This is a genomic window from Sphaerisporangium siamense (genome assembly GCF_014205275.1).
GTDB classification, from domain to species: Bacteria; Actinomycetota; Actinomycetes; order Streptosporangiales; family Streptosporangiaceae; genus Sphaerisporangium; species Sphaerisporangium siamense.
Window position 1 is genome coordinate 1750414 of sequence record NZ_JACHND010000001.1, and the last position, 12402, is coordinate 1762815.

General features: G+C 68.8%; 11 protein-coding genes and 1 tRNA gene. 9 read left to right on the forward strand and 3 right to left on the reverse strand.

Features of this window, described 5'->3' with window-relative positions:
• Positions 1-139: 139 nt before the first annotated feature.
• From BJ982_RS08340 to BJ982_RS08370, 7 genes are all read left to right on the forward strand, one after another.
• Positions 140-212 (forward strand) — tRNA-Arg (locus BJ982_RS08340).
• Positions 213-652: 440 nt separating this feature from the next.
• Complete coding sequence (locus BJ982_RS08345) at positions 653-1039, forward strand: nuclear transport factor 2 family protein (protein WP_184878065.1); 387 nt, start codon at positions 653-655, stop codon at positions 1037-1039.
• A gap of 640 nt (positions 1040-1679) precedes the next feature.
• Positions 1680-2165, forward strand: coding sequence for a hypothetical protein (locus BJ982_RS08350; RefSeq protein ID WP_184878067.1), 486 nt, complete (start codon positions 1680-1682; stop codon positions 2163-2165).
• Positions 2162-2656: a hypothetical protein gene (locus tag BJ982_RS08355; protein WP_239122937.1), complete on the forward strand. Its 495-nt coding sequence runs from the start codon at positions 2162-2164 to the stop codon at positions 2654-2656. The genes BJ982_RS08350 and BJ982_RS08355 overlap by 4 nt, the downstream gene beginning before the upstream one ends.
• Positions 2657-2861: 205 nt before the next feature.
• Positions 2862-3419, forward strand: a complete 558-nt coding sequence (locus tag BJ982_RS08360) for a dihydrofolate reductase family protein (RefSeq protein WP_275411680.1) — start codon at positions 2862-2864, stop codon at positions 3417-3419.
• 17 nt (positions 3420-3436) lie between these two features.
• Positions 3437-3814: a YciI family protein gene (locus tag BJ982_RS08365; protein ID WP_184878070.1), complete on the forward strand. Its 378-nt coding sequence runs from the start codon at positions 3437-3439 to the stop codon at positions 3812-3814.
• Entirely contained in the window at positions 3796-5037 is a 1242-nt protein-coding gene (locus tag BJ982_RS08370; RefSeq protein ID WP_239122936.1) for an RNA polymerase sigma factor, read from the forward strand. Before BJ982_RS08365 ends, BJ982_RS08370 begins: the two co-directional genes overlap by 19 nt.
• 78 nt (positions 5038-5115) lie before the next feature.
• Here the strand turns inward: BJ982_RS08370 and BJ982_RS08375 are convergent, their stop codons facing one another.
• Positions 5116-7557 (reverse strand): family 20 glycosylhydrolase, encoded by a 2442-nt coding sequence (locus tag BJ982_RS08375; RefSeq protein WP_184878072.1) that lies wholly within the window; start codon positions 7555-7557, stop codon positions 5116-5118.
• Between the two features lie 326 nt (positions 7558-7883).
• Between BJ982_RS08375 and BJ982_RS08380 the strand changes: the two genes are divergently transcribed.
• Both BJ982_RS08380 and BJ982_RS08385 read left to right on the forward strand, forming a co-directional pair.
• The gene (locus BJ982_RS08380) at positions 7884-9371 is read left to right on the forward strand and encodes a sulfatase family protein (RefSeq protein ID WP_275411679.1); all 1488 of its coding nucleotides are present in this window, start codon (positions 7884-7886) and stop codon (positions 9369-9371) included.
• Positions 9372-9422: 51 nt separating this feature from the next.
• The gene (locus BJ982_RS08385) at positions 9423-10430 is read left to right on the forward strand and encodes an aliphatic sulfonate ABC transporter substrate-binding protein (RefSeq protein WP_184878076.1); all 1008 of its coding nucleotides are present in this window, start codon (positions 9423-9425) and stop codon (positions 10428-10430) included.
• Between the two features lie 149 nt (positions 10431-10579).
• Here the strand turns inward: BJ982_RS08385 and BJ982_RS08390 are convergent, their stop codons facing one another.
• Together BJ982_RS08390 and BJ982_RS08395 are read right to left on the reverse strand one after the other, a co-directional pair.
• A complete protein-coding gene (locus BJ982_RS08390) occupies positions 10580-11362 on the reverse strand; it encodes an ABC transporter ATP-binding protein (protein ID WP_184878078.1) in 783 nt (260 codons plus the stop codon).
• Positions 11359-12165: an ABC transporter permease gene (locus tag BJ982_RS08395; RefSeq protein ID WP_184888562.1), complete on the reverse strand. Its 807-nt coding sequence runs from the start codon at positions 12163-12165 to the stop codon at positions 11359-11361. Before BJ982_RS08395 ends, BJ982_RS08390 begins: the two co-directional genes overlap by 4 nt.
• Positions 12166-12402: the final 237 nt, after the last annotated feature.

The following is a 12402-nucleotide window of genomic DNA, read 5'->3' on the forward strand; positions in this document are numbered from 1 at the left end:
GCCAGAGCCTCCAGAGGGGAAGCGCCACGGCCTATCGATTTGCCGTGCGCTGCCTGGAAGTAATACGCTCTAGCAGCGACGTACGACGGGGCGGCGACCTCCACGGAGGAGGAAACCGCAGGTCAACGGGGCAAAACGAGCGGCCGTAGCTCAATGGATAGAGCATCTGACTACGGATCAGAAGGTTAGGGGTTCGAGTCCTCTCGGCCGCGCAGCAGGTCAGAGGCCCTCCGGGATCATCCCGGAGGGCCTCTTTCATGTCCGTACAGCAGCGAAATACAGCTACGGGATCTACCGTCTCCGTTGCTGGCCCTGACGGTGTGCCAAAGAGGGTTCCTGAGCCCGCTGACGAGCCCCTGTTCTGTCTCACCCGTCTGCGAAGATCCTGAACTCCGCGTACGCCCTGACCGCCTGCCCCATCAGTGGCGAGCCGACCCCGAGCGACGAGTCCCGCGAAGTCCGCTGGGTCCCCCGCGATCAGATCGCCTCACTGACTATGGACCGGTCGATGCGCCTGCGGCTCGGTCACTTCCTCGACGACACCGCCAGGCCGCACATCGGGTAAGTACGCTCACGCCGTCGAGTGTCACGACGAACCGAGATGTCTGCGCCCATATACCCTGAACGTTCCCTCGTTTTGGAAGGCGGTCTCATGGCCGAGCGCACCCTCACCGATGAGCTGTACGAGGCAGAACGCCGCCTGCAGGCAGCCATGCTCGCCGGAGACGTCGAGGAACTCGATCGGCTACTCGACGAGCGGCTTGTCTTCACCGGCCCGCCGGACGGCGCGTGCCACCCGCAGGCCAAGCAACTCGACCTGGACAACCACCGCTCACGCCGACAGGCCATGACCAAGCTCGTCGAGGAAGACCTAACCGTGGTCGTCGCGGACACCACCGGCGCCACCTGCTTCCTTGGCACGCTGGAGGGCACGTTCGCGGGAGAGCCGTTCGCCATGCGGCTGCGCTACACCCGCACCTGGGTCCACACCGACGAACACGGCTGGCGCATCCTGGCCGCCCACGCCAGCCCGGCGTAACGTCAGGCCCGCGTATCTAGGGCAGCCTGTATGACGTGCACAGCCGCAGTGATGCACGGGGTCGACTTGGCGATCAACCGGTAGGCCGTCCGGACTGGTGGTCATGTCGCAGTAGGTCAGCGCCTCCACCAGCTCGGGCCGCTCCTTGGCGACTCCTCGCTCAGCGCATCGAACAGGTCCCGCTCGACCGCCTCGTACTCGGCACAGGTGTGATGGGCCGCTAGGCGGACAAGCCGCATGGGCTCAGCCCGCAAGCCGACTGTCCGGAAAACCGGGGTGCCCCAGGTGGGCATCTACGGAAGACGATCATGCATGAGGCGTCCCTGGGTAGGTCTTTCTGACATCTGTGGATGCCAGTGGACGATCTCGAACGGGCTATGGAATGATCTCGGGGACTGCCATGCGCTGGAGAGTAGCCACAGGGTACGACAACACCCTGCCACTGCCTCGCCCTTGTGGTTGCCTCTGTCTTCTGGGCTTTCTCGTGTCGCCGCCGGCTCTGGTCGGGAAGCGTCGGGCTTCGTCGTCGTAGATGATCTAGGCTTGACGACTCCATCCCTGTTGAGCGGTGGCACTCTTGCCTTTATTGCCGATGATCCCCTCTCGCTGGGGGACGCCGCTGTTGACCTTAGGAGCTCTGGTGGCTCCCGCGTGGCGTACCTTCTGGTTGTACTTCCCAGAAGGGCCGGTCTACGAGACCAGGGGTTTTGTGTGCCCCCTTGCTGCTGAGCCCTATACCTTTCACGAATTCGAGTGGCTGGTAGAAATCAACTGGCGCACCATTTCCGCGGAATTGAATGGCTGGCCTTCCGCTGTGATGGCGGTCGGTCTCAGTGCGGTCCTGGCGTTGCCAAGACGGTGGGGCACGATCGCCGGCTGGGTGACGGCGGCGCTGTTCGGGGTGATCGCCGTGGTGTTCACGAGTCCCTACGCCGTCAGGGTCGTCAGCGACCGTTGCGTGGACACGCTGCACTTCGGAGGGTGGGACATCATCGAGGCTGGGCCGATCATGCACTATTTGTCCGGCGCGGTGCTGGTCGTGTTCTTGTCGCTGTTCCGGCGTGGTGAGACCGAGCACTGTGCGGCGGTGAACGGGGCGGTGCGTCCGGCAGGATGGGGCGCTTGACTGAATACTCCATCGTCTTCTCGGCCGCGGGTGCGTACATCCGCGGCTTCGACCACGAGGCGGTGATGAGCCCGTACGCGGAGGATGGGCCATGGCCGGGGGTGCTCGATTCAGTGCCTGACGTTTTCCGGCACCTGGTGGAGGAATCCGGGTTCTGTGACGAGGAGGGCATGCCGGTCGTGACCGTATGCCTGTGGCGCGAGGCCCATGATGAACGGTGGCGGCTGGGGGAGATCGAGTACGCGGACGGGGAGAACGACCGTGACGGGGCCGGCCACCTGTTCGGGCTGCTCGTCGATCCGTCACCGGAGGCGTTCCAGCGGTTCGCTGAGGAGTATTACGAGGTGCCCGTGGACCTCGACGCGGTGCGGCATGTGTATGGTCTTCGCCCGCTGACGTCGGCGGTCGTCGCCGCGCTGAACGCCGATGTCAGCCTGGAGGACCTCGCCGACGACCTCGCGGCAGCGCGGTATCCGTCTGGCGTCGGCTGAGTAGCGGGCAAGCGGCGTCTGATCCTCTTGAGGGCCGGAGGAGATCACTGCGGTGCCGGCGTGCCTTGAGCTGGGTGCCGTACAGCAACGTTGGGTGGTGGGTGTCTGTCTGGGGCTCTCGGCTTCGTCATCACTGTGCCGGGCGTTGGCGCGGTCTGGGTTAGTACGAGGTGAGGAGTTCGGGGTGGGCGTGGTCAGTGTTTTTGTGAGTGTTTCTGCTGATGGGGTTATGCAGGGGCCGGGGCGGGTGGATGAGGACTCCAGGGGTGGGTTTCGGCACGGGGGGTGGGGGGTTGGGTACGGGGATGAGGTGGTCGGGAGGTTCGTCGGGGGGATGGGCCGGGCGGCGGCGATGCTGTTCGGGCGCCGGTCGTATGACGACCTGCTGGGGTACTGGACGTCGGTGACCGAACCCAATCCGTTCACCGAGGTGCTGGTGAACTCGCCCAAGTACGTCGCCTCACGTCAGGGGGGCGCTCGACTCGACCATCCGAACTCCACCCTGCTGGCGGGGGAGGCGGCCGGCACCGTCGCGCGGCTGAAGGGCGAGGTCGACGGGGTGATCAGGGTGCTCGGGAGCGGTGAGCTGGTGCGCTCGCTGCACGCGGCGGGGCTGGTCGAGGAGTACATCCTGCTGGTCCACCCGATCGTGCTCGGCTCGGGGACGCGGCTGTTCGGCGAGGGGGAACGTGCCGACCTGGCGCTGCGAGAGGCGATCACCACCACGACCGGTGTGCTGATCGCGCGCTACCGGGTCAAGTGACGAGGGAGGATCGGGACATGCGGTACATGTTGGTGTTCCATTACGGCGAGGCGAGCGATGAGTCGATCGGGGCCGAGGCGATATCCGCTGGGATGCGGGCCATGGCCAGTTACGCCGCGACGCTGGAGCAGGCCGGGATTCTGGTGAGCGGCCAGGTGCTGCAACCGTCGACCAGTTCGACCACGCTCACGCTGGTCGACGGGGAACCACGGATCCAGGACGGTCCGTTCGCCGACACCAAGGAGCAGCTCGGCGGGGTGATCGTGATCGACGTGCCGGATCTGGACGCCGCCCTGGAGTGGGCGCGGCAGGCGCCGCCGCTGTCGTGGGGCACCGTCGAGATCCGGCCTGGGGCCGTGCACATCGAGGGCGGGACGTGGGTCGCGTCGGCGTGACCGGGGAGACGGTCGCGCGCGTCGCCGAGCGCACCGCGCGGGCGTCCTACGGTCGGCTGGTCGCCCTGCTGGCCGCGCCGGCCGGTGACCTCCAACTCGCGGAGGACACGCTGGCGCACGCCTTCGAGCAGGCTCTGACCACGTGGCCGCGCGACGGCGTACCGGACAACCCCGAAAGCTGGCTGCTGACGGTCGCACGCAACCGGCAGCGGGATCTGTGGAAGTCCGCCGCGCACCGCCGCAACCGGTCGCTGGAGGCGGCCACCGACCTCGGCGCCGACGTCGTCGAGTCGCTGCACGATCTCGACCCGGACCGGATCCCCGACCGGCGGCTGGCCCTGCTGTTCGTCTGCGCTCACCCGGCCATCGCCGCCGGCGTCCGCACCCCGCTGATGTTGCAGGCCGTGCTCGGGTTCGACGCCGCCCAGATCGCGCGGGCCTTCGCCGTGCCGGCCGGGGCGATGTCGCAGCGGCTGGTGCGGGCCAAGCGGCGGATCAGGGACGCCAAGATTCCCTTCGTCGTTCCCGGGCGGCAGGCGATGCCCGAGCGGCTGCCGTCGGTGCTAGAGGCGGTGTACGGCTGCTACGCGCTGGCCTTCTCGGAGCGGGGGGAGGGGGCGTCGGTCGCGGGTGAGGCCCGGTACCTGGCCGTCACGATCGCGAGGCTGCTCGGTGACGAGCCCGAGGCGTGGGCGCTGGCGGCACTGCTCACCCTGGCCTCGGCGCGTGCCACGACCTCAGGCGACGGGTATCTGCCGTTGGAGGACCAGGATCCGGACGAGTGGGACCGCCGGCTCATCGCCGAGGGCGAGTCCTATCTCCGCCGGGCCGAGCGGCCCGGCCGCGCGCCCGGAAGGTTCCAGTTGGAGGCGGCGATCCAGGCGGTGCACTGCGATCGGGCCCGTAGCGGGGCCACCGACTGGGACACACTGTGCACCCTCTACACCGCTCTGGTGGCGATCGCGCCGAGCCTGGGCAGCCGGGTGGCCCGCGCCGCGGTGGTGGGCCGTACCCGCTCGCCCGAGACGGGACTGTCGCTGCTGGACGCGTTGCCCGTCGAACGGGAGCGGTTCCAGCCCTATCACGCGGCACGCGGGGACCTGCTCGCCCGGCTCGGCCGGCATCAGGACGCGGTCGCGGCCTATGCCCGGGCGTCCACCCTCAGTACGGACCCGGCCGTCCGCACCTTCCTCGAACGACGCGCCGAGGAACTGTCTCGCTGACGCCGGCACCAGGAGCCGGACTCCGTCGGGAGTCCGGCCCTGTGCTTCTCGATGATCAGTCGGTCTCGTTCCGATCGGTCAGGCGGTGACGGTGACCGTCAGGCGTCCTTCGACCGGAGCCTGGCCGGGCAGGCGGACCGTGAGTGTTCCCGTGTACGTCCCCGGCTGGGCGAAGGTCCGGTTGGACCTGGTGGTGAAGGCGTCGTTGACGCGCATGTCGGGGATGCTCGCCTCCCGGGTGGTCGTCGGCGTGAGGTTCTCCTGCACGCCGTCGCTCCAGACGACGGTAGCCACGAGGTCCGCGGGCGCGGCTCCCGGGGCGGTCACGGTCCAGGTCGCCCCGGCCTGCTGACCGGTCCTGACGGTCACCGGGGTGCCGAGCGCCTCCGTCCGCCACGCCACGTCCGCGGTGGGGAAGAAGTTCGTCCCCTGGACGGTCAGGCGGCCTCCGGCCTTGGACAGGCGCGTCTTGAAGTCGGCGTAGTCGCGCTGTGCCTGCGGGGTCCATCCGGCCTCGGCGGTGGCGATGAGGCGGGGGAAGCTGTAGTACTGCGCCTGGCCGAGGCGCCGGATGAACTCGCCCCACAGGGCCGACTCGACACCGAGCACGTTGGACTCGGCGACGCCGGGGACGTACGCGCCGGGGTTCCAGTTGTAGTGGCGGTCGAGCCCGCAGACCCCGCCGCAGGCCCACGTGCCGCCCTGGGGCTGGCGGGAGTCCTGCTTCTGCGGCACGTAGGTGTTGGCCGCCGGGGAGAGGATCACCTTGGCGCCGCGGTTGTTGACCGCGTTGGCGACGGCCGTCAGGTTCCCGGTCCAGAACTGCACGACGGCCTTGTTCTGCGGCAGCGCGGTCCCGGCGTACTCGTTCCAGCCGACGACGGTCTTGCCGAGGGACGAGACCTTCTGTGTGAAGGCGTTGACCATCTTCGTGTAGTCGGCGTGGCTCGTGACGTGCGCCTCGTCTCCGCCGATGTGCAGGTACGGTCCGGGGGTCATCGCGGCGATCTGGGTGAGGACGCGTTCGGCGAACTCGTACGTCACGTCGCTGTTCGCGTCCAGCGACGAGTAGCCGACCGCCCCGGTGCCGTTGGCGGGCACGGTCGACTGTCCCGGCTGCGGCTGGGGCCGGGCGCCCGCGGTGTTGAGCTGCGGGATGGCGTGCAGCGCGGCGTTGGTGTGGCCGGGCATGTCGATCTCGGGGATCACCGTCATGCCGTTCTCACCGGCGTAACGGACGATCTCGGCGTAGTCGGCCTTGGTGTAGTAGCCGGTGATGCCGGGCTCGGTGCCCCGGTTCGTCATCGCGGTGCCGCCGCTCACCTCGGTGAGCAGCCCGTAGTCGATGCCGGACGGGTTGCTCTGCGGGTCGTCCAGCGCGATGCGCCACCCCTGGTCGTCGGTCAGGTGCAGGTGGAGGCGATTGATCTTGAACTGCGCCGCCGAGTCGATGTACGCCTTGACCTCGTTCACCGGGTAGAAGCTGCGGGCGACGTCGAGCATCATCCCGCGGTGCGCGAAACGGGGATAGTCGGTGATCGTCACCGTGGGCGCCGTCCACGCGGCGGTGACGACGGTGTCGGACTCCACCCACTGCGGGAACAGCTGGCGCAGTGTCTGCACGCCGTTGAGCGCACCGTTGGGCGTGTCCGCGCCGATGAGGACGCGACCGGCGCCGACGGTGAGTTCGTACCCCTCGGCCCCCTGGCCCGTCGGTCCCTTGCCCGGTCCGACGTCGATGACGATCGGCGCGGGTCCTGCTTCCGTCCCGACGACGGGCAGGGGGTATCCGGTCGACGGACGGAGCAGCTTGGCGAGGTAGGCCGCGGGCGCCTGGGCTCCGGTGCCGAGCGCGACGACGCGCGTGTCCCGGTTCAGGGTGTACGGCGTGCCGCCGTTCTCCTGGACCGAGACCGGCTTCGGCAGCAGGCCGAGCGTCGGCGCGGGCGGCGCGGGCGGCAGGTCCCAGATCTGGAACTCGGAGATGGAGTACCCGTAGGCCGCCCAGCGTTTGCGGCCCAGCATCCGGACGTAGGAGATGGGAGTCGTGGACCGTACCTCGATGACGTCGGTCCTCGGGCAGGTGTCACGCTTCAGCGTGGCGACGTCGGTCCAGGTGGTGCCGTTGACGGAGGTCTGCAGGACGAAGTCGCGGGCGCAGGCGTTGGGCCAGGCGAGGGTGACGTGGTCGACGACGGACGCCTGGGCCAGCTTGACCTGCACCCAGTTGTCGTCCTGGTACTTCGACGACCACCGGGTGGCCGTGTCGCCGTCGTTGACGTGCGCCGCGACGAAGGTGGCGCGGTCGAGTTCGACGCTGGAGGCGGTGGCCGTGCCGGTGAGGGCCAGGTTGGCCGGGGCCGACGCGGTGGCGCCGGCCGACGCGGCGGAGGACGCGGCGGCCTGTGCCGTGCCGGCGGCCTGCGGGATCAGGAGTGTCGCGGCCAGTACGGCCGACAGGACGGCGGGGGTTGGGCGGCGTCTCGGCCGTGAGGGCGCACGGAACCGGGTTTCCGACATGGGGCTCCTTTGTGATGTCCGCCCGGCGCCGCCGGACGTGTCTCGGACAGAGCTCTCGATAACGGAGAGTGTGGGTCCCATGCCCCATTAGGTCAATACAGTTGACATAAATGGATGATCGTGATCATTCGGCGATCCGGCACGGCGCCGGCGCGGACGCGGAACGGTCGTGGGGCAGGAGGGCGGGGCCGGGTGTGGGACCGGCCGCGCCCGTGCCGGATGACATCTCGCGGCCGGGACGGCGGCTGAGCAGGAACTCCCCTCTTGCCACCCCTCCGGACGCCCATTAACGTCAACTCTTAGGAATAAAGCTGATCGGAGACCGAGTGACCACCCCACGCAATGTCCTCTTCTTGATGACCGACCAGCACCGGGTCGACACGCTGGGCTGCTACGGCAACCCGGTGGTGCGCACCCCGGCGCTGGACGACCTGGCCGCGCAGGGCGCCCGCTTCGACCGCTTCTACACGCCCACCGCGATCTGCACGCCCGCGCGGGCGTCGCTGTTCACCGGCCTGCACCCGTTCCGGCACGGCCTGCTCGTCAACCCCGAGCGCAATGGCGGCGCCCGCGACGAGGTCGCCGAGGACCAGCCGGTCCTGCCCGCGCCGATGCTCGCGGCCGGGTACAACCTCGGACACGTCGGGAAATGGCACATCGGCCGCGAGCGCGGGCCCGAGTTCTATTCCATGGACGGTGAGCACCTGCCCGGTGCGCTCAACCCCTTCCACCATCCCTCCTACGAGCGCTGGCTCAAGGAGAACGGCCACCCGCCCTTCGCGGTGCGCGACCCGGTCTTCGGCAAGGCCCCCAACGACTCCGGGCGCGGCCACCTGATCGCCGGGCGGCTCCTGCAACCGGCCGAGGCGACCGTCGAGGCGTTCCTGACCGACCGCACGCTGGACCTGCTGGAGCGCTACGCCCGCGACTTCCGCGACGGCGGCAGGCCCTTCATGCTCTCCTGCCACTTCTACGGCCCGCACCTGCCGTACCTGATCCCCGACGAGTACTACGACATGTACGACCCCGAGCAGGTGCCGCTGCCGGAGTCGATGGCCGAGACCTTCGCCGGCAAGCCCGACGTGCAGCGCCGCTACGCCGAGTACTGGTCGGCCGACCACTTCGACGCCGACGCCTGGCGCAAGCTGATCGCGGTCTACTGGGGCTACGTCACGCTGATCGACGACCAGGTCGGCCGGATCGTCGGCGCGCTGCGCGAGCACGGGCTCTGGGACGACACCGCCGTGATCTTCACCGCCGACCACGGTGAGTTCACCGGGGCCCACCGGCTCAACGACAAGGGCCCGGCGATGTACGAGGACATCTATCGCATTCCCGGCATCGTCCGCGTCCCCGGAGCCCAGCCCTCGGTCGTCGACGAGTTCGCCACGCTGGTCGACCTCAACCCGACGATCCTGGGGCTGGCCGGGCTGCCGCCGCAGGAGCCCTGCGACGGCGAGAGCCTGCTTCCGCTGGTCAACGGGGAACCGGCGGACGGGCGGACCGAGGTGGTCGCCGAATTCCACGGCCACCACTTCCCTTACTCTCAGCGCATGCTCCGGGACCACCGCCACAAGCTGGTGTTCAACCCCGAGAGCGTGCACGAGCTGTACGACCTGGAGAGCGACCCGCACGAACTGCACAACGTCTACACCGCTCCCGCCTACGCCGCCGTACGGCGCGACCTCACCGTGCGGCTCTACCGCGAGCTGCTGCGCCGCGGTGATCCGGCCTACACCTGGATGAGTTACATGTCCGACATCGGCGAGAACCGCGCTCCCGACGTCGACGGCGTCGCCGACGAGGTCGTCTGAGGCGACCGGCGCTCCGTTCACCACCAACCCACCCCCCTCGAAAGGACCTCCATGAGGCGTCCTCGCAGGCTGGCCGCGGTCTTCACCGCGGCGCTGGCCCTTCTCCTCTCCGCCGCCTGCGGCTCCTCCGGCAACGAGACGGGCGCCGCGGAACCGAAGACGGTGAGGTTCGGCTACATCGCCGACTTCGCCGGCGCCGCCGTACTCGCCACGGCCGACAAGCAGGGCCTGTGGGCCAAGCACGGCCTGAAGCCCGACCTGAAGGTGTTCACCAACGGGCCGCTGCAGATCCAGGCGCTCGGCTCCGGCGACATCGACTTCGGCTACATCGGCTCCGGCGCGACCTGGCTGCCGGCCAGCGGCAAGGCGAAGATCATCGCACCGAACATGCTCGGCCAGGCCGACCGGATCATCACCCACGCCGACTCCGGGATCACGTCCGTCGCCGCCCTCAAGGGCAAGAAGATCGGCGTGCCCGAGGGCACCTCGGGCGACATGATCCTGCAGCTCGCGCTCAAGGAGGCCGGCCTGACCGCCAAGGACGTGCAGAAGGTCAACATGGACCCGAGCACCGTGGTCACCGCCTTCTCCTCCAAGCAGATCGACGCCGCGGCCATCTGGTACCCGCTGATCGACACGATCAAGAAGAACGCGCCCGACCTGGTCGAGCTGACCAAGAGCGAGGATTACTACCCGCGGCTCAGCTTCCCCAGTTCCTTCGTGGCCCGCAACGAGCTGGTCGCCGACGACACCGCGACGGTGACCAAGGTGCTCAAGGTCATCCAGGAGGCCGATGACTGGATCGCGGCCAACACCGCCGAGGCCGAGACGCTGACCGCCACGTTCCTGAAGGTCCCGGCCGGGCAGTTCAAGGGCTCCTCCGCGGTCACGAAGATCCTGCCCACCGCCGAGCTGGTCAAGTTGACCGAGGACGGGTCGGTCGCCGGCTGGTACAAGGGCCTGGCCGACATCTTCGTCGCCATGGGCAAGCTGCCCCAGTCTCCGGACCCCGCCACGTACTTCACCGCCGACCTGTACAAGTCGGCGTCCTCCGGCTGACCCGGGGTGACCGCGAGCCCCATCCGGCGAAGCGGTCCACGAGGTCTGACACGGCGAAGGGCCGGATGACCAGGGACACGCCCTGGTCATCCGGCCCTTCGTCCCGTCCGGGGGGCGGGCGGCCGGGGTGACCGGCCGCCCGCCGGCGGTCAGGCGGCCGGGGCGGCCGGCGCCTGGTGATAGACCGAGTGCCAGACCTCGTTGCGGATGCGCCCGAACTCCGGCGACAGCCGGATCTCCTCGGTCCGCGGGTAGGGCAGGTCGACGTCGATGACCTTGTAGATCCGGCCGGGCCGCGCCGCCATGACGACCACCCGGTTGGCCAGGTAGACCGCCTCGTCGACGTCGTGGGTGATGAACATGACGGTACGGCGCTCCTGGCTCCAGGTGCGCAGGAGCTGATCCTGTAGCTGCACGCGGGTCAGCGCGTCCAGTGCCCCGAAGGGCTCGTCCATGAGCAGGACCTGCGGGTTCACCGCGTAGGCCCGGGCGATGGCGCAGCGTTGTTTCATGCCGCCGGACAGGGTCTTCGGCAGCGCGTCGGCGAAGTCGGCCAGGCCGACGAGTTCGATCGCCCGCTGGGCCCGCTCACGCCGCTCCTCGGGAGAGATGGGGGAGAGCTTGAGGCCGAACTCGACGTTCTTGCGCACGGTCAGCCAGGGAAACAGGGCGTACTGCTGGAAGATCACGCCCCGGTCCGGCCCGGGCCCGGCGACCGGGCGTCCGTCGATGAGGATCTGGCCGGTACCGGGGTCGATCAGGCCGGCGGCCATGCCCATCAACGTGCTCTTGCCGCAGCCGGACGGCCCGACGACGGTCACGAACTCACGGTCGGCGATGTCCAGGGAGACGTCGCTGAGTGCGACGAACTCCGTGTCCTTGAGCGCGAAGCTCTTCGAGACGCTCTGAAAGGAGATCTTCTTGCCGTTCATCGGCGTTCCTGCCATCCGGTGAGGCGGCGCTCGGCCAGGAGCAGCAGGCGGTCCATGGCCAGACCGAGCACGCCGATGCTGATCAGCCCGACGAAGATCGTCGGAAGGTCGTAGTAGAGCTGGGCCTGCTGCATCCGGTAACCCAGCCCCTCCTGGGCGGCGATCAGTTCGGCGGCGACCAGGGTGCCCCACGCCGCGCCGAGACCGATGCGCATGCCGACGATGATGAACGGGGTGGAGGCCGGGACCACGACCTTCAGGAAGATGACCCGGTCGGAGGCGCCCAGCACCCGGGCGGCGTTGATCAGGGTCTTGTCCACGTCCATCACCCCCTGGAAGGTCGCCACCACACTGGACAGGAAGGCGGCCAGGAAGATGACGAAGATCTTGGGGGTCTCTCCGATGCCCATCAGCAGGATCGCCAGCGGGATGATCGCCAGCGGGGGGATGGTGCGGAAGAACTGGACGTAAGGCTCGATGAGGCCGCGGGCGGTGCCGTACCAGCCCATGAGGAAGCCGACCGGGACGGCGAGCGCGGTTCCGAGCGCGAAGCCGGTGAAGACCCGGCGCAGGCTGGCGAGAACGTCGGCCGGGAGGGTGCCGTCCGCGATCAGCTCGGCGCCTCGGACGGCCACGTCGACGGGACCTGACAGTCCCTGAATGCCGGATCTGGACAGCACGGTCCAGATGCCGAGGCCCAGCACCACGGCGATCACGTTGAGGCCGATGCCGCGCACCGGTCCGCGCGCCCGGCGGCGTCTGGGGGTGGGGGTGGGGGTGTCGGGAACGGTCACGGCGGTCATGGCCACTGGTCAATCGTCACTGGGATTCATCCTCACAACTCATCGGGCTCTCCGCTGGTCACGAAGCATCATGAGATCGGCGACCGTAGGCGGGCGACCTGTGGCCGCCACCCTCGGGTACGGCGGAGCGTCGGACCCCGGCGCCCCGCAGCCGATGACGTCTTCCATTTTTTCCGAAGCTCGGTCAAAATTACCTCACTGTCGGCGGGACGTGAACCCCCACTCTCCCCACCAGGA

Bases quoted from the DNA above. Each gene is read 5' to 3' on its own strand.
- BJ982_RS08385 (WP_184878076.1), top strand. From the start codon at position 9,423: ATGAGGCGTCCTCGCAGGCTGGCCGCGGTCTTCACCGCGGCGCTGGCC.
- BJ982_RS08345 (WP_184878065.1), top strand. From the start codon at position 653: ATGGCCGAGCGCACCCTCACCGATGAGCTGTACGAGGCAGAACGCCGC.
- BJ982_RS08375 (WP_184878072.1), bottom strand. From the start codon at position 7,557: ATGTCGGAAACCCGGTTCCGTGCGCCCTCACGGCCGAGACGCCGCCCA.
- BJ982_RS08395 (WP_184888562.1), bottom strand. From the start codon at position 12,165: ATGACCGCCGTGACCGTTCCCGACACCCCCACCCCCACCCCCAGACGC.
- BJ982_RS08365 (WP_184878070.1), top strand. From the start codon at position 3,437: ATGCGGTACATGTTGGTGTTCCATTACGGCGAGGCGAGCGATGAGTCG.
- BJ982_RS08390 (WP_184878078.1), bottom strand. From the start codon at position 11,362: ATGAACGGCAAGAAGATCTCCTTTCAGAGCGTCTCGAAGAGCTTCGCG.